This window comes from Abyssibacter profundi, from assembly GCF_003151135.1.
In the GTDB taxonomy this organism is placed as follows: domain Bacteria; phylum Pseudomonadota; class Gammaproteobacteria; order Nevskiales; family OUC007; genus Abyssibacter; species Abyssibacter profundi.
In genome coordinates, this window is record NZ_QEQK01000011.1 from 54,042 (window position 1) to 76,633 (window position 22,592).

Below are 22,592 nucleotides of genomic sequence, written 5' to 3' on the forward strand. Positions count from 1 at the left end.
ATGCTTTTGACGGTCGACAACCTGGGTGTACGGTTCACGACGGAAGACGGCGTGGTGGATGCCGTCAACGGCCTGAGCTTCGAGCTGGATGCCGGTGCCACCTTGGGCATTGTGGGTGAATCTGGCTCCGGTAAGAGTCAGACCGCGCTGGCGATCATGGGGCTGCTGGCGGCCAACGGACAGGTCACAGGCTCTGTTCGATTCAAGGACCAAGAGCTTGTTGGTGCGAGTCAGCGGACCATGAACCGCATCCGCGGCGCCCATATCGGAATGATTTTTCAGGATCCGATGACCTCGCTCAATCCCTATCTCAAGGTCAGCACCCAGATGGCTGAGGTGCTGGTGCGACATCGTGGAATGGGACGCCGAGAGGCGGTGCAGGAGTCGATCAAAATGCTCGACGCCGTGCGAATCCCCGATGCGAAGAATCGGGTGCATCGCTACCCGCATGAGTTTTCGGGTGGGATGCGCCAGCGCGTCATGATCGCCATGACGTTGCTGACCCGGCCCGAGCTGTTAATCGCCGATGAGCCGACAACCGCGCTCGACGTGACGGTGCAGGCGCAGATCCTCGACCTGCTGTCCGATTTGCGAACCGAGTTCGGCGTGGCCGTCATCATGATCACGCACGACCTTGGGGTGGTCGCCGATTTATGCGATGACGTACTCGTGCTGTACGGCGGTCAGATCATGGAACATGCCAGCGCCCGGACGCTGTTCAAGGGGCCGACGCACCCGTATGCGCGAGGTTTGTTGGATTCCATCCCGAGTTTGGAGTCGGTGCACCAATCGGAATTGGTGGCGATCCCTGGCAATCCGCCGGACTTGCTCCATCTGCCACCCGGCTGCCCCTTCGAGGCGCGCTGCGCCTGGGCGCACGAATCCTGCGTAGCGCAGCGGCCTGCGTTGGTGACCGTCGACGGGTCTGATCACCGCCGCGCCTGCCACGCGGATGTTCAAGAGGTACGTCCCACATGAGTCGGCCCCTGCTGTCACTGCGTCAGGTCAAGGTGAGCTTTCCGATCGCCACCGGAATGCTCTCCAAGCCGAAGACGCTGCACGCTGTTAACGGAGTGAATCTGGATTTACATCCGGGAGAGACACTCGGGGTAGTTGGCGAATCCGGTTGCGGAAAATCCACCTTGGCCCGGGCGATTCTCGGCCTGGTGCCAACCGCGGCCGGCAGCATCAGCCTGCTGGGCAAGGAACTGACCACGCAGTCGAGCGGCGACTGGCAACGGACTCGACGTGATTTACAGGTGGTTTTCCAGGATCCGCTTGCTGCTTTGAATCCGCGCATGACCGTGGGCGAGATCATCGGAGAGCCCCTGGGTGTGCATGAGCCAGGGCTCACCAAGGAAGCCCGACGTGAGCGCGTGCGGGCCATGATGAAGCGCGTCGGCCTGCTCCCTAACCAGATCAATCGCTACCCGCACGAATTTTCCGGAGGTCAGTGTCAGCGCATCGGCATCGCCCGGGCGCTGATTCTGGAGCCGAAGGTCGTGATCTGTGATGAGCCGGTCTCGGCATTGGATGTGTCCATCCAGGCGCAGATCGTCAATTTGCTGATCAAGCTGAAGCATGAGATGCAGCTGTCATTGGTGTTCATCGCCCACGATCTAGCTGTTGTCCGCCACATCAGCGACCGGGTCATGGTGATGTATCTCGGCAAGGTGGTCGAAGTGGCTGATGCTGAGGAGTTGTACCGCAAGCCGCGACATCCGTATTCCCGGGCTTTGCTAAGCGCGATCCCGGTGCCGGACCCGGATCACGAACGCGAGCGTGAATCAAAATTCCTGCGAGGGGAATTGCCATCTCCGCTGAATCCGCCATCGGGCTGCGCGTTCCGAACCCGTTGTCCGATCGCTGATGCCAAGTGTGCGCAGGATGAGCCAGGACTGCGGTCTGTCGACGGAGGCGCGGCCCATGCCGCGTGTCATTACGTAGGGTAGGGCGATGGCCGATTCGTTGTTGACCCGCGCCGAACTTCGGCAGCGGTTTGTGACTGCAGCGACCGAAAAGTTCGCCGCCAACGTGCCGGACTTTGCGGCCTTGCGACGCCTGGTCAATGACCGAGGCGGGGTCTTTGTAAACGACCATGCGGCAGTTCGCATCGCTGATCCTCGCGTCACGGAGTTGTTGGTTCGGGTTGCTGCGCTCTTGGACCTGTTCCCCGATCGGCGCTACAGCTTTCCCGCGAAGAAGTTGGAGTCGTTTGACCTGCAAGTCCCCGGCGAGGACGCATCCCAGTTCAAGCTGTTTGTTAGCGAAGTCGATATCGACGCCTTTCCTCCTGAGGCTGAGGATGCGATCAGAGAGGACGCTGAGATTAACTGGGCGGCCGCAGATTACCAGGCTCTCATCGAGCGGGTAGAGCAGGCGGAATCCGCCGGGGGGCTGGTCAGCTCTGACGCGGACGCATTGGTGCAAGCGGTGGTCGAGGGGTTGCTCACCCGTTCCGGCCCACCGATTCGACGGGCCGTGCTTGAGCAGGTTGCCGCCGTGTCCGGTGAGGCCGCCAGTGCACTCGCGCTGGGGGCTGACTTCAATCATGTCACGATCGACGTGTTGGCCGCTGGCTACACGGGCATTGAGGCCATGGTGGCCGATATGCAGGCCCGCGGCTTTCGCATGCTACCCGCCATACAGGGCGCCCCCGGGACGAAGCTTAGACAGACGGCGACCATGGCCGCCACCATGCCGACACCTGTGCTGGAAGAGGATGGATCCATCGGACACGCACAGACCGAAAAGCAGTTTGTGGAGATCATCGAGCGATCAACGGTGCCAGATGAGTCCGGTCGGCCAAAATTGGCATCAAACGGTGAGCCGTTGATTTACAAGCATTTTCTGGCAGCTAACGCGGAAAAAATCTTTGATGCCGCATCGACGCGTGCAGGTTTGTCTTGACGGGGGAGTGTCCGATCACGACAATACCGCGCTCCGCGGAGGGGTACCCAAGCGGTCAACGGGAACAGACTGTAAATCTGTCGGCTCAGCCTTCGCAGGTTCGAATCCTGCCCCCTCCACCACTTCACCTGATAAATCGGGTGAAATGGCATTGAGCTTCCACCTTCCGGCACTGTGATCAGAAGACTGGTTCACTCGATGCGGGAACGCCTGGACAGGCGGGTGTAGTTCAATGGTAGAACCTCAGCCTTCCAAGCTGATGATGTGGGTTCGATTCCCATCACCCGCTCCAGATTCGTGAGACTGACGCGAACCTGGACCACAAATTGCCCACCTAGCTCAGTCGGTAGAGCACACCCTTGGTAAGGGTGAGGTCGCCGGTTCGATTCCGGCGGTGGGCACCAAATCCAAAACGCAATCGCGACCGGTCTTTCCGCGCCTGACGTTCAAGTGCAGCGAACCGGCGACCTCCCCCTGAGTCAGGGGGTGGCTCGCGTTAGCGAGTCGGGGGTGTGGAAGCCTCACGCCTCAAGGCGTTTGGGCGCGTAGCGGCCGAACGCCAGTTCGATGCTGGCGATGGGCGCTCAATCCGAAACGCAATCGTAGCCGGATCTTCGCCCCTGAGGTTCGGGTGGCGCGCGCTGCGTCTGTGGTCGGTGCCGGCCTAATTTTCACCGCCTGAGACCGGCGGGTGAAAAAACCCGAAAACAGGGGCTTTCAATCCGGCGCTGACGGGGTATAATCCGCGCCCTTTCGCCGGACGCGTATAGGGCAGTAGCTCAATTGGTAGAGCGGCGGTCTCCAAAACCGCAGGTTGGGGGTTCGAGACCCTCCTGCCCTGCCATCCGACGGTTGGCTGGCCCTGACACTGGATCTCAATGAGTTCGAACGAAACAACATCCGGTTCTGCGCTGGATAACGTGCTGATTTTGCTTGCCGTTCTTGTGCTCGGCGGCGCCATCGGCGCGTTCTACTATTTTGAAACGCAGTTCAACGTTGCGATCCGAGTGGGTGGGCTGCTGCTCGCCATCGGCGCAGCCGTGGGCATTCTGATGCAGACCCGGGCGGGTCGCACCATGTGGGCCTACGTGCGCGGCTCGCGTGTCGAGCTCCGTAAGGTGGTATGGCCGACGCGCCGCGAAAGCATTCAGACCACGCTGCTGATTCTCGTCGTTGTGCTAATCCTCGGTGCCTTTCTTTATGGCGTTGATGCCGTCCTGCTGTGGGGCGTCAAGGCTCTCACCGGCCGGGGGGCCTAAGCCATGAGCAAGAAATGGTACGTGGTTCACGCCTATTCTCAGTATGAGAATCATGTTCGCAAAGCGCTGATCGATCGCATCGAGCGCGCTGGCTTGACCGATTTCTTCGGCGACATTCTGGTCCCGACCGAAGAGGTGGTCGAGATTCGCGAAGGTCAGAAGCGCACAACCGAGCGCAAGTTCTTCCCGGGTTACGTTCTGGTCCAGATGGAGATGAACGACGAGACCTGGCATCTGGTGAAGTCAGTGCCGAAGGTGCTCGGGTTCATTGGCGGCACCAGCGACCGCCCGGCTCCGATCTCCGATCGCGAGGCTGACCAGATTTTGAACCGTGTCGAAGAGAGCGTCGACAAGCCCAAGCCAAAGACATTGTTCGAGGCGGGCGAAGGTGTCCGCGTGACCGACGGGCCGTTTGCCGATTTCAACGGTGTGGTCGAAGAAGTCAACTACGAGAAGAACCGCTTGCGGGTCTCCGTGCTGATCTTTGGCCGCTCCACGCCGGTCGAATTGGAATTCGGGCAGGTCGAAAAAGCTTAAGCGGTTAGCCGTGAGCGCAGGTCAGGACGATTCGATGGTCCTGGTCTTTGTGATTCGCGGGTGACCTTAATCCCGGGGAGGCAGCGGCGCTGCCGATTGGACCCGCCTTGAAAAAGAGGTAGAACACCATGGCCAAGAAGATTACGGCCTACATCAAGCTGCAGGTACCTGCAGGTAAGGCAAACCCGTCTCCGCCGGTCGGTCCTGCACTGGGCCAGCATGGCGTGAACATCATGGAATTCTGCAAGGCGTTTAACGCCCAGACGCAGAGCGTCGAGCCAGGCTTGCCGACGCCCGTGGTGATCACGGTTTACGCCGATCGCAGCTTCACCTTCATCACGAAGACGCCGCCTGCATCGATCCTGATCAAGAAAGCCGTCGGCATCAAGTCTGGCAGCCCGACCCCGAACACCAAGAAGGTCGGCAAGATCACGCGCGAGCAGCTTGAAGAGATTGCCAAGACCAAGTGGCCGGATCTCAACGCAGCTGACATGGACGCAGCGGTCCGCACGATCGCCGGTTCGGCGCGTGCGATGGGCATTGAGTCGGAGGGCGTTTAAGTCATGGCGAAACTGACCAAGAAGCGCAAGCTCATTCTCGATAAGGTCGAGCCGGGCAAGGTGTATCCCCTGGATGACGCGCTGGATATCCTGCGCGAACTGGCAACTGCCCGTTTCAGCGAATCCGTGGATGTGTCCGTCAACCTGGGCATTGATGCGCGTAAGTCTGACCAGGCTGTGCGTGGATCGACGATTCTCCCGAGCGGAACCGGTAAAGACGTTCGCGTCGCCGTGTTCACGCAGGGTGCCAACGCCGAAGCCGCCAAGGAAGCCGGTGCCGATGCCGTCGGCATGGACGACCTGGCCGAAGCGATGAAGGGTGGCGAGATGAACTACGACGTGGTCATCGCCAGCCCCGATGCCATGCGCGTTGTCGGTGCCCTGGGCCCGGTGTTGGGTCCGCGTGGCCTGATGCCGAACCCGAAGACCGGTACCGTGACGCCGGATGTGGCGACTGCGGTGAAGAATGCCAAGTCGGGTCAGGCGCGTTACCGCACCGATAAGGCGGGCATTATTCACTGCGCCATTGGTTCGGTGAAGTTCGATAACGCCGCGTTGACGGAGAACCTGAAGGCGCTGATGCGTGACTTGCGCAAGGCCAAGCCCTCGGCGTCCAAGGGCGTGTACTTCAAGAAGGTCACCCTGTCGACGACCATGGGTCCCGGCGTGGCGATCGATCATTCGGGTCTGTCCGACTGATCCAGTTAGAACGGTCCCGGCGGGCAGCCCGCCGGGATCGACCAATTTTGATGGCGACACCTGCAGAAGTCGTGCAGGTGGATCCGTCAAAGACCGTGACGTGTCCCTGTAACGGGACTTAATGGGGAGACCCGGCGCACGCAGACGGTGTTGCCTGACGCTAGTGATAGCGGAAAGGCCACCGAACGGGTTGCGAAGTCTGCAACCCATTAGGGCCGACACCACAACCGTGGTGTCGGGAGTTCGATGCAACCAGGAGTGTGTTCCAAGTGGCACTAAGACTGGAAGACAAAAAGGCCCTGGTCGCAGAGGTCAACGAGGTTGCCAGCAAGGCGTTTTCCGCCGTGGTGGCAGAGTACCGTGGACTGACTGCCGGTGAGATGGACGAACTGCGCAAGAACGCCCGTGAGGGTGGTTCGTACTTGCGTGTCGTCAAGAACACCTTGGCAAAGCGCGCGTTGGCAGGCACTGAGTTTGAGTGCCTCAACGACACGCTGGTCGGCCCGCTGGTATTGGGTTTCTCGCTGGAAGATCCGGGTGCCGCCGCGCGCGTCATCAAGGACTTCAGCAAGGGACACGACAAGCTCAAGGTCACGGCGGTTTCCGTCGGCGGCCAGAGCCTGCCGGCCTCTGATCTCGCCCGTTTGGCGGACCTGCCCACTCGCGAGCAAGCCCTCGGCATGCTGGCTGGTGTTCTCCAGGCTCCGATTGCGAAGTTCGTTCGTACCCTGGCCGAGCCGCAGGCGAAGCTGGCACGTACGTTCGCAGCTGTTCGCGATGCCAAACAGGCTGCCTGAGCCTTTTCACGACCCACTAGTATCAACGTTTTAGGTAACGACAATGGCAGTTAGCAAAGAAGACATCCTCGAAACCATTGCCAACATGTCCGTGATGGATGTGGTGGAACTGATTTCCGCGATGGAAGAAAAGTTCGGCGTGTCCGCCGCCGCCCCGGTTGCCGTGGCCGCTGGCCCGGCTGCTGGTGGTGACGCCGCCGCTGAGGAAGAAAAGGACGAGTTCGACGTCGTCATGACCAGCTTCGGTGACAACAAGGTCGGCGCCATTAAGGCTGTCCGTGCCATCACCGGTCTTGGCCTCAAGGAAGCCAAGGAAATGGTTGAAGGCGCTCCGGCGACCGTCAAGGAAGGCGCGTCCAAGGACGAAGCCGAAACCATCAAGAAGCAGCTGGAAGAAGCTGGCGCCAAGGTCGAGCTCAAGTAGTGAGTTTGACGCCAAGCGTCATGGCCACTTCGAGCTTCGCTTCGATAGTTGGTCAGTCTGCGATTGGCTAGGCCCTCGGTCTAGTGGTCGTAGCCGGCAAAGGCTGGTGGCCTTAGGGTCACCGGCCTTTCGCCGTTGAATTTCATCCGTTGCGCATGGCGCGTAGCGGATGCGGCGGGGCAGGTGGTCTGCCCGGCTGCAAAGAGGTGACCACGCAAAGCGGTTTGTGTGGCACAACCGGGTCCGTTAGTCGAGGTAACGCATGGCTTACTCGTTCACCGAGAAGAAGCGAATTCGCAAGGATTTCCGCAAGCTGGAATCCACGCTGGAAGTCCCCTTCCTGCTCGCGACGCTGATCGATTCCTATCGTCAGTTCCTGCAGGTTGAACTGCCGCCGGAGCAGCGGCAGGCCACCGGGCTGCACGCAGCCTTTAATTCCATCTTCCCGATGACGAGCTATTCGGGCAGTGCTGCGCTCGAGTATGTGAGCTATCGGCTCGGCAACCCTGTGTTTGATGAGCAGGAATGCCGTATCCGTGGCATGACCTATTCCGCGCCGCTGCGCGTGGTCGTTCGCCTGGTCATCTACGATAAGGATTCCAAGACGAAGACCGTCAAGGATGTCCGTGAGCAAGAGGTCTACATGGGCGAACTGCCGCTCATGACCGACCACGGCACGTTCATCATTAACGGCACGGAGCGCGTGATTGTCTCGCAGCTGCACCGTTCGCCGGGCGTGTTCTTCGATCACGACAAGGGCAAGTCCCACAGCTCGGGCAAGTTGCTCTACTCCGCACGGGTCATTCCGTACCGTGGCTCCTGGCTGGACTTCGAGTTCGATCCGAAGGACAACCTGTACGTTCGGATCGACCGTCGTCGTAAGCTGCCAGCCACGATCCTGTTCCGTGCGCTGGGTTACGACAACCAGCAGATGCTGGAGATCTTCCACGAAACAGCGCTGTTCCACCTGTCGAAAGATGGCGCTGAGCTGGAGCTGGTGCCTGAGCGTCTGCGTGGCGAAACCGCCGCGTTTGATATCAAGGCCGGCAAGGAAGTGATCGTCGAGGAAGGCCGTCGCATCACGGCGCGCCACATCAAGCTGCTCAAGGATGCAGGCGTCGATCGTCTGGAAGTCCCCGAGGAGTATCTGATCGGTCGCACCGTGGCCCGTCACGTCATCGATCCGGAAACCGGTGAGGTGCTGGTCGAGGCCAATGCCGAGATCATTCCGGAGACGCTGGAGACCCTGCGTGGTGCCGGCGTGACCGACCTGCCGGTGCTGTACACCAACGAAATCGACAACGGTCCGTATATCTCCACGACGCTGCGGGTGGATCCGTCTTCCACGCAGCTTGAAGCATTGGTGGAAATCTACCGGATGATGCGTCCGGGTGAGCCGCCGACCAAGGATGCGGCCGAGAGCCTGTTCGACAACCTGTTCTTCAACCCCGAGCGCTACGACATCTCCGCCGTTGGCCGGATGAAGTTCAACCGCCGTTTGGGGCGCGACGAAGTCACCGGCTCGCCGGTGCTGTATGACGCGCAGTACTTCGAGGGCAAGAAGGACCAGTTCTCCAAGGATCTGGCCGAACAGCTGGGCAACACCTCCGATGTCATCGACGTGGCCAAGGAGATCATTGCCATCCGTAATGGCAAGGGTCAGACGGATGACATCGACCACCTGGGTAACCGTCGTATTCGTTCGGTGGGTGAGATGGCCGAAAACGCGTTCCGCACGGGCTTGGTCCGTGTCGAGCGTGCTGTGCGCGAGCGTCTGGCGTTGGCCGAATCTGAAGGCCTGATGCCGCAGGAGCTGATCAACGCCAAGCCGGTTGCGGCGGCGATCAAGGAGTTCTTCGGCTCCTCACAGCTCTCCCAGTTCATGGATCAGAACAATCCGCTGTCGGAAGTCACGCATAAGCGTCGCGTGTCGGCCCTCGGCCCGGGTGGTCTGACCCGCGAACGTGCAGGCTTTGAAGTCCGCGACGTGCACCCGACCCACTACGGTCGTATTTGCCCGATTGAAACGCCGGAAGGCCCGAACATCGGTCTGATCAACTCCTTGGCCGTGTATGCGCGGACCAACGAATACGGCTTCCTCGAAACGCCTTACCGCAAGGTCGTCGACGGCGTGGTGACGGATGAGATCGAGTATCTATCGGCCATTGAAGAAGGTCGTTACGTCATCGCCCAGGCGAACTCGATTCTGAGCGAGGACAAGACGTTTGTTGCGGATCTGGTGTCTTGCCGATTCCAGAATGAGTTCACGCTCATGGCGCCCGAGAAGGTCCAGTACCTGGACGTCTCGCCGCGTCAGATCGTGTCGGTCGCCGCGGCATTGATTCCGTTCCTTGAGCATGACGACGCCAACCGCGCGCTCATGGGCTCGAACATGCAACGCCAAGCCGTTCCGTGTCTGCGTGCAGAGAAGCCGCTGGTCGGCACCGGTATCGAGCGCCGTGTGGCCGTTGACTCCGGCGTGGCCATCACCGCGCGTCGTGGCGGTGTGGTCGATAAGGTCGATGCGTCGCGCATCGTGATTCGTGTGAATGATGACGAAACCATCCCGGGCGAACCGGGTGTCGACATCTACAACATGATCAAGTACCAGCGTTCCAACCAGAACACCTGCATCAACCAGCGTCCGCTGGTGAAGCCGGGTGACAAGCTGGAGCGTGGCGATGTGGTGGCCGACGGCCCATCAACCGACCTGGGCGAGCTGGCGTTGGGCCAGAACCTGCAGGTCGCGTTCATGCCGTGGAATGGTTACAACTTCGAGGACTCCATCCTCGTCTCCGAGCGCCTGGTCGAGGAAGACCGCTTCACCTCGATTCATATCGAGGAGCTGACCTGCGTTGCCCGTGAGACCAAGCTTGGGCCCGAGGAGATCACCGAGGATATCCCGAACGTCAACGAAGCCGCGCTGCGTAAGTTGGATCAGGCCGGCGTTGTGCACATCGGCGCCGAGGTCAAGGGTGGCGACATTCTGGTCGGCAAGGTGACGCCCAAGGGCGAGACCCAGCTGACACCGGAAGAAAAGCTGCTGCGCGCCATCTTCGGCGAGAAAGCCTCCGACGTGAAGGACACGTCCCTGCGTGTGCCGCCGAGCGTCGACGGCACGGTGATCGACGTCCGCGTCTTCACCCGAGAGGGCGTGGACAAGGATTCGCGTGCACTGTCGATCGAAGCCGAAGAGCTGGCGCAGGTTCGTAAGGATCTGAATGACCAACTGCGAATCTTCGAGGACGACATCTACGCCCGTATCCGTACCACGCTGGTCGGTGCCAAGGCAGATGGTGGCCCCTCCAAGCTGAAGAAGGGTTCCGAGATCACCGAGGCCTACCTGGACGGTCTGGAGCGCGAGAAGTGGTTTGACATTCGCCTGGCCGATGAAGACGCCCAGGCGCAGCTGGAATCGGCTGCCAAGCAGGTCGAGGAACAGCGTGTCGAATTCGACAAGCGTTTCGAGTCCAAGAAGACCAAGATCACGGCGGGCGATGAACTGGCCCCGGGCGTGCTCAAGATGGTCAAGGTCTACCTGGCTGTGAAGCGTCGCATCCAGCCGGGTGACAAGATGGCCGGCCGTCACGGTAACAAGGGTGTGATCTCGCAGATCGTGCCGGTTGAGGACATGCCGTTTGGTGAAGATGGCACGCCGGTCGATATCGTGCTGAACCCGCTGGGCGTGCCCTCGCGCATGAACATCGGTCAGATCCTGGAAACCCACCTGGGTTGGGCAGCCAAGGGTGTCGGCCTGAAGATCGGTCGCATGCTTGAGGCGGCCAACGCCACCCAGGAACTGCGTAAGTTCCTCGGCGAGGTTTATGCCAGCAAGGGCGCTCAGATCGTGGACATGGACGAGTTCACGGACGAGGAAGTCCTGCAGATGGCCAAGAACCTGTCCAAGGGTGTTCCTACTGCCACGCCGGTGTTCGACGGTGCGGCCGAAGAGGAAATCAAGGACCTGCTCAAGTTGGCTGATCTCCCTGAAACAGGGCAGTGCAAGCTGATCGACGGGCGGACCGGTGATGCATTCGCTCGACCGGTAACGGTGGGTTACATGTACATGCTCAAGCTCAACCACCTGGTGGATGACAAGATGCATGCCCGGTCCACCGGTCCGTACTCGCTGGTCACACAGCAGCCGCTGGGTGGTAAGGCGCAGTTCGGTGGTCAGCGCTTTGGGGAGATGGAGGTCTGGGCACTGGAAGCCTACGGTGCCGCCTATACCCTGCAGGAAATGCTGACGGTGAAGTCCGACGACACCACCGGCCGTACGCGGATGTACAAGAACATCGTGGACGGCGACCACCGCATGGAGGCCGGCATGCCCGAGTCCTTCAACGTGTTGGTCAAGGAAATCCGGTCGCTGGGCCTCAACATCGAGCTGGAAGAGGACAACTGATGGAAGGCCGGGCCTGCAGTTTTGACTGCGGGTCCGGCGTCCCCGGTACCCAAAGATGGTCAGCCGGGTCGTTGCTCAGAGTCACTGAGTCCGATCCAGAGCGATTGCTAACCACAGTTGTGGAGCTGTTATGAAAGATTTGCTGAGTCTGCTTCGCCAACCCGATCAGATGGACGATTTCGACGCCATCAAGATCGGCCTGTCATCTCCCGAGACCATTCGTTCCTGGTCGTTCGGTGAGGTCAAGAAGCCTGAAACTATCAACTACCGCACGTTCAAGCCGGAGCGTGACGGGCTGTTCTGCGCCAAGATCTTTGGTCCGATCAAGGACTACGAATGCTTGTGCGGTAAGTACAAGCGACTGAAGCATCGCGGTGTGATCTGCGAAAAGTGCGGTGTTGAAGTCACGCTGGCCAAGGTGCGTCGCGAACGCATGGGGCATATCGAACTGGCATCGCCAGTTGCCCACATCTGGTTCCTCAAGTCGCTGCCGTCGCGGATCGGCCTGCTGCTGGATATGCCGTTGCGGGCCATCGAGCGTGTGCTGTACTTCGAGGCGCATGTTGTGATCGATCCCGGCCTGACTCCCATGGAGCGGGGCCAGATCTTGACCGAAGAGGAATACCTCACGGCGGTCGAGGAGCATGGCGATGAGTTCACGGCGAAGATGGGTGCGGAAGCCGTGCTGGATCTGCTGGGTGGAATCGATCTGCCGACCGAAGCCGCCAAGCTGCGCGAAGACATCAGCGCCACCGGTTCCGAGACCAAGATCAAACGTTTGGGCAAGCGCCTGAAGCTGATCGAATCCTTCATCGCCTCGGCCAACAAGCCTGAGTGGATGATTCTTGACGTGCTGCCGGTGCTGCCGCCGGATCTGCGTCCGCTGGTGCCGTTGGATGGCGGCCGGTTTGCGACCTCGGATCTCAACGATCTGTACCGTCGTGTGATCAACCGGAACAACCGTCTCAAGCGTCTGCTTGAGCTGGCCGCGCCGGACATCATCGTGCGCAACGAAAAGCGCATGCTGCAGGAGTCGGTTGACGCGCTCATCGACAACGGTCGTCGCGGTCGTGCCATCACGGGCTCGAACAAGCGTCCGCTGAAATCCTTGGCCGACATGATCAAGGGCAAGCAAGGCCGCTTCCGTCAGAACCTGCTGGGTAAGCGTGTCGACTACTCGGGCCGTTCGGTCATCGTGGTTGGCCCGACGCTCAAGCTGCAGCAGTGTGGTCTGCCGAAGAAGATGGCGCTGGAGCTGTTCAAGCCATTTGTGTTCTCGCGTCTGCAGCGGTTGGAGATGGCTTCGACCATCAAGGCCGCCAAGAAGATGGTGGAGCGCGAAGAAGCAGAGGTCTGGGACATCCTGGAAGACTGCATTCGCGAACACCCGGTCATGCTGAACCGTGCGCCGACGCTGCATCGACTCGGCATCCAGGCTTTTGAGCCGGTGTTGATCGAAGGTAAGGCCATCCAGCTGCATCCGCTGGTTTGCACCGCCTTCAACGCCGACTTCGATGGCGACCAGATGGCCGTGCACGTCCCGCTGTCGCTGGAAGCCCAGCTCGAAGCGCGCGTGCTGATGATGTCGACCAACAACATCCTGTCGCCAGCCAACGGTGACCCGATCATCGTGCCGTCGCAGGACGTGGTGCTGGGTCTGTACTGGATGAGCCGCGAGCGCATCAACGCCAAGGGCGAGGGCATGACCTTTGCCGACCCGGCTGAAGTCCGTCGCGCCTTTGACCATGGCATCGTCGACCTGCAGGCCAAGATCAAGGTCCGCATGGATGACTGGATCGATCAGGAAGACGGCACCGTCAAAGCCAAGCGCCACGTGGTCGACACCACGGCGGGCCGTGCGCTGCTGTCCGAGATTCTTCCGGAGGGCATGCCCTTCGAGATGATCAATAAGGCGATGACCAAGAAGGCCATCTCCGCGGTCATCAATGCCTGCTACCGTCGTTGTGGCACCAAGGAATCCGTGGTCTTCGCCGACCAGCTGATGTACACGGGCTTCTCGATGTCCACGAAGGCCGGTATCTCCATCGCTGTGGGTGACATGATCATCCCCGAGGAGAAAGAGGTCATCCTCGGTAAGGCTGCCGACGAGGTGAAGGCGATTGATGACGAGTACACCTCGGGTCTGGTGACCGGGGGTGAGCGTTACAACCGCGTGGTTGACGTTTGGTCGCGTGCCAACGAGCAGGTGGCGCGCGCGATGATGGACAAGATCGGTAACGACATCGTGACCGATAGCGAGGGCAACGAGGTCAAGACCCCGTCCTTCAACTCCATCTTCATGATGGCCGATTCTGGCGCCCGTGGTTCAGCGGCTCAGATTCGTCAGCTGGCAGGGATGCGTGGCCTGATGGCCAAGCCGGATGGGTCCATCATCGAAACGCCGATTACGGCGAACTTCCGTGAAGGCCTGAACATCCTGCAGTACTTCATCTCGACTCACGGAGCACGTAAGGGTCTGGCTGATACGGCGCTGAAGACCGCAAACTCGGGCTACCTGACCCGTCGCCTGGTCGACGTCGCCCAGGATGTGGTCGTGACTGAGCAGGATTGCGGCACCGAGCATGGTGTCATCATGACGCCGCTGGTCGAAGGCGGCGATGTTGTCGAGCCGCTGAGCGAGCGCGTGCTGGGTCGTACGGTCGCGCGCGACGTGATCGATCCGTCCAACAACGAAGTGATTGCGGCTGCCGGTACGCTGCTTGATGAGCGTTGGGTCGACTTGCTGGAAGCCAAGTCCGTGGATGAGGTCATCGTCCGCTCGGCCATCACCTGCCAGACGGAGTTCGGCGTGTGTGCGTCCTGCTACGGCCGTGATCTGGCCCGTGGTCACCGCGTGAACATTGGTGAATCGGTCGGCGTCATCGCCGCCCAGTCCATCGGTGAGCCGGGTACCCAGCTGACCATGCGGACCTTCCACGTGGGCGGTGCTGCGTCGCGAGCCGCTGCCACCGACGGTGTGGAAGCCAAGTTCGACGGTAAGGCCAAGCTGCACAACATCAAGACGGTACAGCATGCCGACGGTCATCTGGTCGCCGTGTCGCGATCGGGCGAGGTGGGCGTGATGGACGCACATGGTCGCGAGCGTGAGCGCTACAAGATTCCGTACGGCGCCACCATTCTCGTGGATGAGGGCGACGCGGTGGAATCCGGTGCCCAGCTGGCCAAGTGGGACCCGCATACCCATCCGATCGTGACCGAGCTGGCGGGGACGGTGAAGTTCGCCGATTTCGAAGACGGGTTGACCGTCCAGCGCGAGGTCGACGAAATGACCGGCATCTCCACGCTGGTGGTAACGGATCCCAAGTCGCGTGGTTCCGCCGGTAAGGACCTGCGTCCGATGATTCAGCTCATCGGAGAAGACGGTGAGCCGATGGTGTTCCCGGGAACCGACATCCCGGCCCAGTACTCGCTGCCGCCGAAGGCCATTGTGGTCGTCGAAGACGGCCAGCAGGTCGTGATCGGTGACGTGCTGTCGCGCATTCCGCAGGAAGCGTCCAAGTCTCGCGACATTACTGGTGGTCTGCCGCGTGTGGCCGACCTGTTCGAAGCGCGTAAGCCGAAGGATCCGGCGGTGCTGGCAGAAGCCACAGGCACCATTCGCTTCGGCCAGGGCACCAAGGGCAAGCAGCGCATCAAGATCGTCACCAGTGGCGGCGACGAAGTCGACATGCTGGTGCCGAAGTGGCAGCAGATCAACGTGTTCGAAGGTGAGCACGTCGAGAAGGGTGAAGTGATTTCCGATGGCGAACCCAGCGGACACGACATCCTGCGTCTGCGCGGCGTTGCGGCCCTGTCGGATTACCTGGTGAAGGAGATCCAGGACGTTTATCGCCTGCAGGGTGTGGCCATCAACGACAAGCACATCGAGGTGATCATTCGCCAGATGCTGCGCAAGGTTGAGGTGGCCGATCCGGGTGAGACGAAACTGCTCCAGGGCGAGCAGCTCGAGCTCTCCACAGTGCTCGACGCGAACCGCAAGGCGGAATCCGAAGACATGGTGGCGGCCAAGTACGAGCGTCTGCTCTTGGGCATTACCAAGGCCAGCCTGTCGACGGAGTCGTTCATCTCGGCAGCTTCGTTCCAGGAGACCACGCGAGTACTCACCGAAGCTTCGGTGCGTGGTGCACGCGACGACCTGCGCGGGCTGAAGGAAAACGTCATCGTCGGCCGCCTGATTCCGGCTGGTACCGGATTGGCACATCACAAGGCTCGCCGTGACCGCCGCAACCTGGTCATGGGCTTTGAAGATGCTGCGGCTGTCGAGGCGGCAGAGGCGGAAGCCGCTGCAGCAGCAGCCAGTGCCGACTCCGGCGACTCGGAGGGTGAACAGGCCTAATGGGCCGGGCTGCCGACGACGCGTTCTGCGCCCGTCGGCAGCCCAAGCAAAACGGGCGTTTTCGTCTTGACACTCAATGGGTGTCTCTGTACGATTCGCGCCCTCTCGAAGACGGGACGGAGACTCCGTTCCGTCAATTTTTTGGCCTTTTTTCGGACATCCAGACTGTGCCAACGATTAATCAGCTAGTGCGCAAAGGGCGGAAAGAGAAGCCCGTTAAGAACGCGGTTCCGGCCCTTCAGGCCAGCCCGCAGAAACGTGGCGTCTGCACGCGCGTATACACCACAACCCCGAAGAAGCCGAACTCGGCGCTGCGTAAAGTCGCGCGTGTTCGCCTGACCAACGGGTTCGAAGTGACCAGCTACATCGGTGGTGAAGGTCATAACCTGCAGGAACACTCGGTCGTGCTGATTCGCGGCGGTCGTGTAAAGGACTTGCCGGGTGTTCGCTACCACACCGTGCGCGGTGCGCTGGACACCAGTGGTGTCGAGGCGCGTCGTCAGGGTCGTTCCAAGTACGGCGCCAAGCGTCCGAAGAACTAAGGAGTCAGGCGCATGTCACGTCGTCGTACCCCCGAAAAACGGGTCATCCTTCCGGATCCGAAGTACAAGAGCGAGCTGCTGTCCAAGTTCATCAACATGATTATGGTTGATGGCAAGAAGTCGACGGCGGAAAGCATTGTTTATGGCGCATTGGATCAGCTGAATAACGCTGAGCCGATGGGTGTGCTCGAGCAGGCGCTGGAGAATGTGCGTCCGCTGGTCGAGGTTAAGTCTCGTCGCGTTGGTGGTGCGACTTACCAGGTGCCTGTCGAAGTGCGTGCCATCCGTCGTAACACCCTGGCAATGCGCTGGCTAATCGACGCGGCGCGGCGCCGTGGCGAAAAAGACATGGCCTCCCGCCTCGCGGGTGAATTGTCGGATGCCTCCGAGAGTCGTGGTGCAGCCGTCAAGAAGCGTGAAGACACGCATCGCATGGCCGAAGCCAACCGCGCGTTCTCGCACTTCCGCTGGTAGTCGGCTGAGCGCGATCTGCTCCCATGGCTAGAAAGCACCCCATCGGTCGGTACCGTAACTTCGGCATCATGGCGCATATTGATGCCGGCAAGACCACCACGACCGAGCGCATCCTGTTTTACACGGGTGTGTCTCACAAGATGGGTGAAGTCCATGATGGCGCAGCCACCATGGACTGGATGGAGCAAGAGCAAGAGCGCGGCATCACGATTACCTCGGCAGCCACGACTTGCTTCTGGCAGGGGATGGAGAAGCAGTTCGAGGAGCACCGGCTCAACATTATCGATACGCCGGGGCATGTCGATTTCACCATCGAAGTTGAGCGCTCGCTGCGTGTATTAGATAGCGCGGTTTGCGTGCTTGACGCGAATGCCGGCGTGGAGCCGCAGACGGAGACGGTCTGGCGGCAGGCGAATAAGTACCGCGTGCCTCGGCTGGTGTTCGTCAACAAAATGGACAAGATCGGTGCCGACTACGGGCGTTGCCTGTCGATGCTCAAGGAGCGTCTTGGCGCGGTGGCGGTGCCGATTCAGCTGCCGATAGGCGCTGAAGACCATTTCGAAGGTGTCGTCGACCTTCTGCGCATGCAGGCGATCTACTGGAATCAGGAAGACCTCGGCATGACGTTCGAGGAGCGTCCGATTCCGGATGCGCTGCAGGCGCAGGCGCAGGCTGCGCGGGAAGCCTTGGTTGAGGCCGCGGCAGAAGCGGACGAAGAGTTGATGGACAAGTACCTGGAAACAGGTGACTTGTCGCTTGATGAGATCAAGCGGGGTTTGCGGGCGCGAGTGATCGCGACCGATATTGTGCTGACGCTCTGTGGTACCGCGTTTAAGAACAAGGGTGTCCAGGCGCTGCTGGATGCGGTGGTCGAGTTTATGCCATCGCCGGTCGAAGTGCCGGCGATCAAGGGCGTCGATCCCGATGATGAAAGCAAGGTGATCGTTCGGGAGTCCACCGACGATGCGCCGTTTTCTGGGCTGGCGTTCAAGATTGCGACGGATCCCTATGTTGGGACGTTGACCTTTGTTCGGGTGTATTCGGGCGTGTTGTCCTCGGGCGATACCGTGTACAACCCGATCGAGCGGAAGAAGGAGCGTATCGGCCGTTTGTTGCAGATGCACTCCAATTCACGAGAAGAATTGAAGGAAGTCCGTGCTGGCGATATCTGTGCCATCGTGGGCCTGAAAAATGTAACCACCGGAACCACGCTGTGCAGCATGGATCAGCCGGTGATTCTTGAGCGGATGGATTTTCCGGACCCGGTGATCTCGATCGCCGTCGAGCCGAAGACCAAGGCCGACCAGGAAAAAATGGGCGTTGCCTTGGGCAAGCTGGCGCAGGAAGACCCTTCATTCCGAGTGCATACGGATGAAGAGTCGGGTCAGACGATTATCTCCGGGATGGGTGAGTTGCATCTGGAGATCATCGTCGACCGCATGCGACGCGAGTTCAACGTGGAGTCCAACGTCGGGCGGCCGCAGGTGGCCTACCGGGAGACCATCCGCAAGACGGTCGAGCAGGAAGGTAAGTTTGTTCGTCAGTCCGGCGGGCGGGGCCAGTACGGCCATGTTTGGATTCGGTTGGAACCGCGTGAAGCGGGTGCCGGTTTCGAGTTCGTGAACGAAATCGTGGGTGGCGTCGTGCCGCGGGAATTCATTCCGGCGGTAGGCAAAGGGGTCGAAGAAGCGCTGCAAAATGGCGTGGTTCTCGGGTATCCCGTCGTCGACGTGAAGGCCACCTTGTTTGATGGTTCGTATCACGAGGTTGACTCCAGCGAAACGGCGTTTAAGATTGCCGCCTCCATGGCCCTCCGTGACGGTGCAGCCAAGGCCGATCCGGTCTTGCTGGAGCCGATCATGGCGGTCAGCGTGGTGACGCCCGAAGAATACATGGGTGACGTGATGGGTGATTTGAACCGTCGTCGCGGACTCGTGCAAGGGATGGAAGAAACGCCATCCGGTAAAACCGTATCGGCAGAAGTGCCGTTATCCGAGATGTTCGGATATGCGACCGATCTCCGCTCCATGAGTCAGGGTCGGGCGACTTACACCATGCAGTTTAAGAAGTACTCAGAAGCACCTTCGAATGTGACCGAAGGTCTGAAGAAAGCTTCGTAATCTCTACTATCAGATTCGAGAAAGAAGGGACCGACTCATGTCGAAGGAAAAGTTCGAGCGTACCAAGCCGCACGTGAACGTCGGCACCATCGGTCACGTTGACCATGGTAAGACCACGTTGACCGCGGCATTGACGATTTGCCAGGCCAAGAAGTTTGGCGGTGAGCAGCGTGCATACGATCAGATCGATAACGCGCCGGAAGAAAAGGCTCGCGGTATCACGATCGCCACGGCTCACGTGGAATATGAGTCGGATGCGCGCCACTACGCCCACGTGGATTGCCCGGGGCACGCTGACTACGTCAAGAACATGATCACCGGTGCTGCGCAGATGGATGGCGCGATCCTGGTCGTGTCCGCTGCTGACGGCCCGATGCCGCAGACCCGTGAGCACATCCTGCTGGCTCGCCAGGTTGGCGTGCCGTACATCGTCGTGTTCCTGAACAAGGCCGACATGGTCGATGATCCGGAGCTGCTTGAGCTCGTCGAAATGGAAGTCCGCGAACTGCTGGACGCCTACGAGTTCCCGGGTGACGACACCCCGATCATCACCGGTTCGGCCCTGAAGGCCGTTGAGGGCGATGAGTCCGAAATCGGTTCGCAGGCAATTGACAAGCTGATTGCTGCTCTGGACGAGTACATTCCGGAGCCGGAGCGTGCCATTGACGGTACCTTCCTGATGCCTGTGGAAGACGTGTTCTCGATCTCCGGTCGCGGCACCGTGGCAACGGGTCGTGTTGAGCGCGGCATTGTTAAGGTCGGTGAAGAAATTGAAATCGTCGGCATCAAGGCGACCGCCAAGACGACGGTGACCGGCGTGGAAATGTTCCGCAAGCTGCTGGACGAAGGTCGTGCAGGCGACAACGTCGGTGTGCTGCTTCGTGGCACCAAGCGTGAAGAAATCGAGCGTGGCCAGGTGCTGGCCAAGCCGGGTTCGATCACGCCGCACACCAAGTTCGAGGCCGAGGTCTACATCCTGAAGAAGGAAGAGGGTGGTCGTCATACCCCGTTCTTCCAGGGTTATCGCCCGCAGTTCTACTTCCGTACCACTGACGTCACCGGTGCTTGCACCCTGGCTGAAGGTACCGAGATGGTCATGCCGGGTGACAACGTCAACCTGAACGTTGAGCTGATTGCTCCGATCGCCATGGAAGACGGCCTGCGCTTCGCTATTCGCGAAGGTGGTCGTACCGTTGGTGCCGGCGTCGTCGTCAAGATCATCGAGTAAGGAGGCGTTGCCGGAAACCTAACGCCGGAAGCCGAGTGTAAACGCGGGCCACCAATGCGGTGGCCCGCGGTTTTCGGTTCACGGGTTTAGCCAACGTCAACGATGTAAAGCACCATGGCTCAGAATCAAAACATTCGTATTCGTCTCAAGGCTTTCGATCATCGACTGATCGACAAGTCCGCTCGTGAGATCGTGGAAACTGCCAAGCGCACCGGCGCCATGGTTCGTGGTCCGATCCCCTTGCCTACTCGCAAGGAAAAATTTACAATACTCATCTCGCCGCATGTGAATAAGGATGCGCGCGATCAGTATGAAGTCCGCACCCACAAGCGCCTTATGGAGATTGTGGACCCCACCGAGAAAACGGTCGACGCGCTGATGAAGCTCGACCTCGCGGCGGGTGTGGATGTGCAAATCAAGCTGAACTAATGCTTTGGCCTTCGGGCTAAGCAGGTACAGCACGCCCGGGCGATCCGGGTGAGGGCGCGGCAAGCGCCCGTTTCAAGCGCCACGGCGCTTGATTCGGCTTGCTGAAGAGGTATCGAGTACGTCGCCTAGGCGAAACGGCTCGGGTTCCAGGCGAGTTGAGCTTGAAGTCGAAACTGCTCCGGCAGCAAAGCTTCACGTAACAGATCATTGAGCGTGTGTTCGCAAATGGCGGGCAGGCGCTCGTGTCGCTCTAATTGTTTGTTGGGCGTGCGGCTCTGGTCGTGCGCACTGCTGAGGAAACGGCAATGTCTTTCGGACTGGTCGGAAAAAAACGAGGCATGACGCGCCTGTTCACCGAAGCTGGTGCTTCCGTGCCCGTCACCGTGATTGAGGTTGAGCCGAATCGGATCACCCAGATCAAGCGCGATGACGTGGACGGATACACGGCTGTGCAGGTGACTGTGGGTACGCGTCGTGCCAGCCGGGTGACCAAGGCGATGGCTGGTCACTTTAAGAAGGCGGGCACCGAAGCCGGTCGAGGCGTCTGGGAATTCCGTGCCAGCACGGAGCAGCTGGACGGGCTCGAGCCGGGTGGCGAAATCAAGGTTGACCAGTTTGAAGCTGGCCAAACTGTAGACGTCACTGGCGTGTCCATTGGTAAAGGCTTCGCGGGCACGATTAAGCGTCACAATTTTCATCACCAGCGCAATACGCACGGTAACTCGCTTTCGCATCGCGCGCCGGGTTCCATCGGCCAGAACCAGACCCCGGGTCGCGTGTTCAAGGGCAAGAAGATGGCCGGCCAGATGGGCAACAAGCGTGTCACCGTCCAGAACCTTGAAGTGGTTCGCGTCGATGCCGAGCGGAATTTGCTGATGATCAAAGGTGGCATCCCCGGCGCGACCGGTGTCGATGTCTTGGTTCGCCCGGCGGTGAAGGGCTAAGCATGGATCTTCAAATTCATAATGGCTCGACCGTGTCCGTCTCGGATGCCGTGTTCGGGGCCGAGTTTAATGAATCGCTGGTTCACCAGGTGGTTGTTGCGTATCTCGCAGGCGGCCGCGCTGGAACCAAGGCTCAGAAAGGGCGCTCCGACGTTCGTGGCGGCGGGCGTAAGCCTTGGCGCCAGAAGGGTACGGGCCGTGCACGTGCCGGCACCATTCGCAGCCCGATCTTCACCGGTGGCGGTAAGGTCTTCGCGGCGACGCCGCGGGATTTCTCGCAGAAAGTGAACCGCAAGATGTACCGCGGCGGTCTGCGCGCCATTCTGTCGGAGCTGCAGCGCCAGGAACGACTGATTGTCGTGGATGACCTGTCGCTGGAGGCGCCTAAGACGAAGGCGCTGATCGGCAAGCTGGCCGAGTTGAATGCGCCGCGTGCATTGGTCGTGCTGAATGAAGTCAGCGAATCGCTTTATCTGGCCTCGCGCAATATTCCTTATGTCGATGTCATCGACACGGCTGCATTGAATCCTGCTGCCCTGGTGGGCGCGGACAAAGTGGTCATCAGTGTGGCTGCCATCGAGCGTGTTCAGGAGTGGCTGGCATGAATCAGGAACGTCTGATGAACATTCTCCGCGCACCGATTGTGTCGGAGAAAAGCACCAACGTGGCCGAGCGTCACAACCAGGCGGTGTTCGAAGTTGCGACTGACGCGACCAAGATCGAGATCAAGCAGGCGGTTGAGTTGCTGTTCAAGGTTGAAGTCGACTCGGTGCGCACGGTGGTCGTCAAGGGCAAGCGCAAGCGTTTTGGCCGTGTCGAAGGGCGCCGTAAAGACACCAAGAAGGCCTATGTCCAGTTGGGCGAAGGTCAAGAAATCGACTTCGTCGGCCTGAGCTAAGCGGAGCGG

At 60.1% G+C, this 22,592-nt stretch carries 19 protein-coding genes and 4 tRNA genes; all 23 read left to right on the forward strand.

Going from position 1 to position 22,592, the window contains the following annotated elements; translation table 11 throughout:
* Complete coding sequence (locus DEH80_RS12595; RefSeq protein WP_109720861.1) at positions 1 to 978, forward strand: ABC transporter ATP-binding protein; 978 nt, start codon at positions 1 to 3, stop codon at positions 976 to 978.
* A complete protein-coding gene (locus DEH80_RS12600) occupies positions 975 to 1,952 on the forward strand; it encodes an ABC transporter ATP-binding protein (protein WP_109720862.1) in 978 nt (325 codons plus the stop codon). The genes DEH80_RS12595 and DEH80_RS12600 overlap by 4 nt, the downstream gene beginning before the upstream one ends.
* 4 nt (positions 1,953 to 1,956) lie before the next feature.
* A complete protein-coding gene (locus DEH80_RS12605; RefSeq protein WP_109720863.1) occupies positions 1,957 to 2,910 on the forward strand; it encodes a 2-oxoadipate dioxygenase/decarboxylase family protein in 954 nt (317 codons plus the stop codon).
* A 37-nt stretch (positions 2,911 to 2,947) separates the two neighbouring features.
* A tRNA-Tyr gene (locus DEH80_RS12610) sits at positions 2,948 to 3,032 on the forward strand.
* Between the two features lie 96 nt (positions 3,033 to 3,128).
* Positions 3,129 to 3,202 (forward strand) — tRNA-Gly (locus tag DEH80_RS12615).
* Between the two features lie 36 nt (positions 3,203 to 3,238).
* Positions 3,239 to 3,314 (forward strand) — tRNA-Thr (locus DEH80_RS12620).
* Positions 3,315 to 3,678: 364 nt separating this feature from the next.
* Positions 3,679 to 3,754, forward strand: a tRNA-Trp gene (locus DEH80_RS12625).
* Positions 3,755 to 3,788: 34 nt separating this feature from the next.
* Positions 3,789 to 4,169 (forward strand): preprotein translocase subunit SecE, encoded by a 381-nt coding sequence (gene secE / locus DEH80_RS12630; protein WP_109720864.1) that lies wholly within the window; start codon positions 3,789 to 3,791, stop codon positions 4,167 to 4,169.
* A 3-nt stretch (positions 4,170 to 4,172) separates the two neighbouring features.
* A complete protein-coding gene (gene nusG, locus DEH80_RS12635; RefSeq protein WP_109720865.1) occupies positions 4,173 to 4,706 on the forward strand; it encodes a transcription termination/antitermination protein NusG in 534 nt (177 codons plus the stop codon).
* A gap of 128 nt (positions 4,707 to 4,834) precedes the next feature.
* Positions 4,835 to 5,266, forward strand: a complete 432-nt coding sequence (gene rplK / locus DEH80_RS12640) for a 50S ribosomal protein L11 (RefSeq protein ID WP_109720866.1) — start codon at positions 4,835 to 4,837, stop codon at positions 5,264 to 5,266.
* A gap of 3 nt (positions 5,267 to 5,269) precedes the next feature.
* On the forward strand, positions 5,270 to 5,965 hold the full coding sequence (rplA, locus tag DEH80_RS12645; protein WP_109720867.1) for a 50S ribosomal protein L1: 696 nt from the start codon (positions 5,270 to 5,272) through the stop codon (positions 5,963 to 5,965).
* A gap of 269 nt (positions 5,966 to 6,234) precedes the next feature.
* Complete coding sequence (gene rplJ, locus DEH80_RS12650; RefSeq protein WP_109720868.1) at positions 6,235 to 6,762, forward strand: 50S ribosomal protein L10; 528 nt, start codon at positions 6,235 to 6,237, stop codon at positions 6,760 to 6,762.
* Between the two features lie 43 nt (positions 6,763 to 6,805).
* Entirely contained in the window at positions 6,806 to 7,186 is a 381-nt protein-coding gene (gene rplL / locus DEH80_RS12655; protein WP_109720869.1) for a 50S ribosomal protein L7/L12, read from the forward strand.
* Positions 7,187 to 7,448: 262 nt separating this feature from the next.
* Complete coding sequence (gene rpoB / locus DEH80_RS12660) at positions 7,449 to 11,591, forward strand: DNA-directed RNA polymerase subunit beta (RefSeq protein WP_109720870.1); 4,143 nt, start codon at positions 7,449 to 7,451, stop codon at positions 11,589 to 11,591.
* A 130-nt stretch (positions 11,592 to 11,721) separates the two neighbouring features.
* A complete protein-coding gene (gene rpoC / locus DEH80_RS12665; protein WP_109720871.1) occupies positions 11,722 to 15,948 on the forward strand; it encodes a DNA-directed RNA polymerase subunit beta' in 4,227 nt (1,408 codons plus the stop codon).
* A 167-nt stretch (positions 15,949 to 16,115) separates the two neighbouring features.
* A complete protein-coding gene (gene rpsL, locus DEH80_RS12670; protein ID WP_109720963.1) occupies positions 16,116 to 16,490 on the forward strand; it encodes a 30S ribosomal protein S12 in 375 nt (124 codons plus the stop codon).
* Positions 16,491 to 16,502: 12 nt separating this feature from the next.
* Positions 16,503 to 16,964, forward strand: a complete 462-nt coding sequence (rpsG, locus tag DEH80_RS12675) for a 30S ribosomal protein S7 (protein WP_109720872.1) — start codon at positions 16,503 to 16,505, stop codon at positions 16,962 to 16,964.
* A 23-nt stretch (positions 16,965 to 16,987) separates the two neighbouring features.
* Positions 16,988 to 19,084: an elongation factor G gene (fusA, locus tag DEH80_RS12680; protein ID WP_109720873.1), complete on the forward strand. Its 2,097-nt coding sequence runs from the start codon at positions 16,988 to 16,990 to the stop codon at positions 19,082 to 19,084.
* A gap of 37 nt (positions 19,085 to 19,121) precedes the next feature.
* The gene (gene tuf, locus DEH80_RS12685) at positions 19,122 to 20,312 is read left to right on the forward strand and encodes an elongation factor Tu (RefSeq protein WP_109720874.1); all 1,191 of its coding nucleotides are present in this window, start codon (positions 19,122 to 19,124) and stop codon (positions 20,310 to 20,312) included.
* 114 nt (positions 20,313 to 20,426) lie between these two features.
* The gene (gene rpsJ, locus DEH80_RS12690) at positions 20,427 to 20,741 is read left to right on the forward strand and encodes a 30S ribosomal protein S10 (protein ID WP_109720875.1); all 315 of its coding nucleotides are present in this window, start codon (positions 20,427 to 20,429) and stop codon (positions 20,739 to 20,741) included.
* Positions 20,742 to 21,046: 305 nt separating this feature from the next.
* A complete protein-coding gene (gene rplC, locus DEH80_RS12695) occupies positions 21,047 to 21,685 on the forward strand; it encodes a 50S ribosomal protein L3 (RefSeq protein ID WP_109720964.1) in 639 nt (212 codons plus the stop codon).
* A 2-nt stretch (positions 21,686 to 21,687) separates the two neighbouring features.
* Positions 21,688 to 22,290: a 50S ribosomal protein L4 gene (rplD, locus tag DEH80_RS12700; protein ID WP_109720876.1), complete on the forward strand. Its 603-nt coding sequence runs from the start codon at positions 21,688 to 21,690 to the stop codon at positions 22,288 to 22,290.
* Positions 22,287 to 22,583 (forward strand): 50S ribosomal protein L23, encoded by a 297-nt coding sequence (rplW, locus tag DEH80_RS12705; protein WP_109720877.1) that lies wholly within the window; start codon positions 22,287 to 22,289, stop codon positions 22,581 to 22,583. The genes rplD and rplW overlap by 4 nt, the downstream gene beginning before the upstream one ends.
* The last annotated feature ends 9 nt before the right edge of the window (positions 22,584 to 22,592 follow it).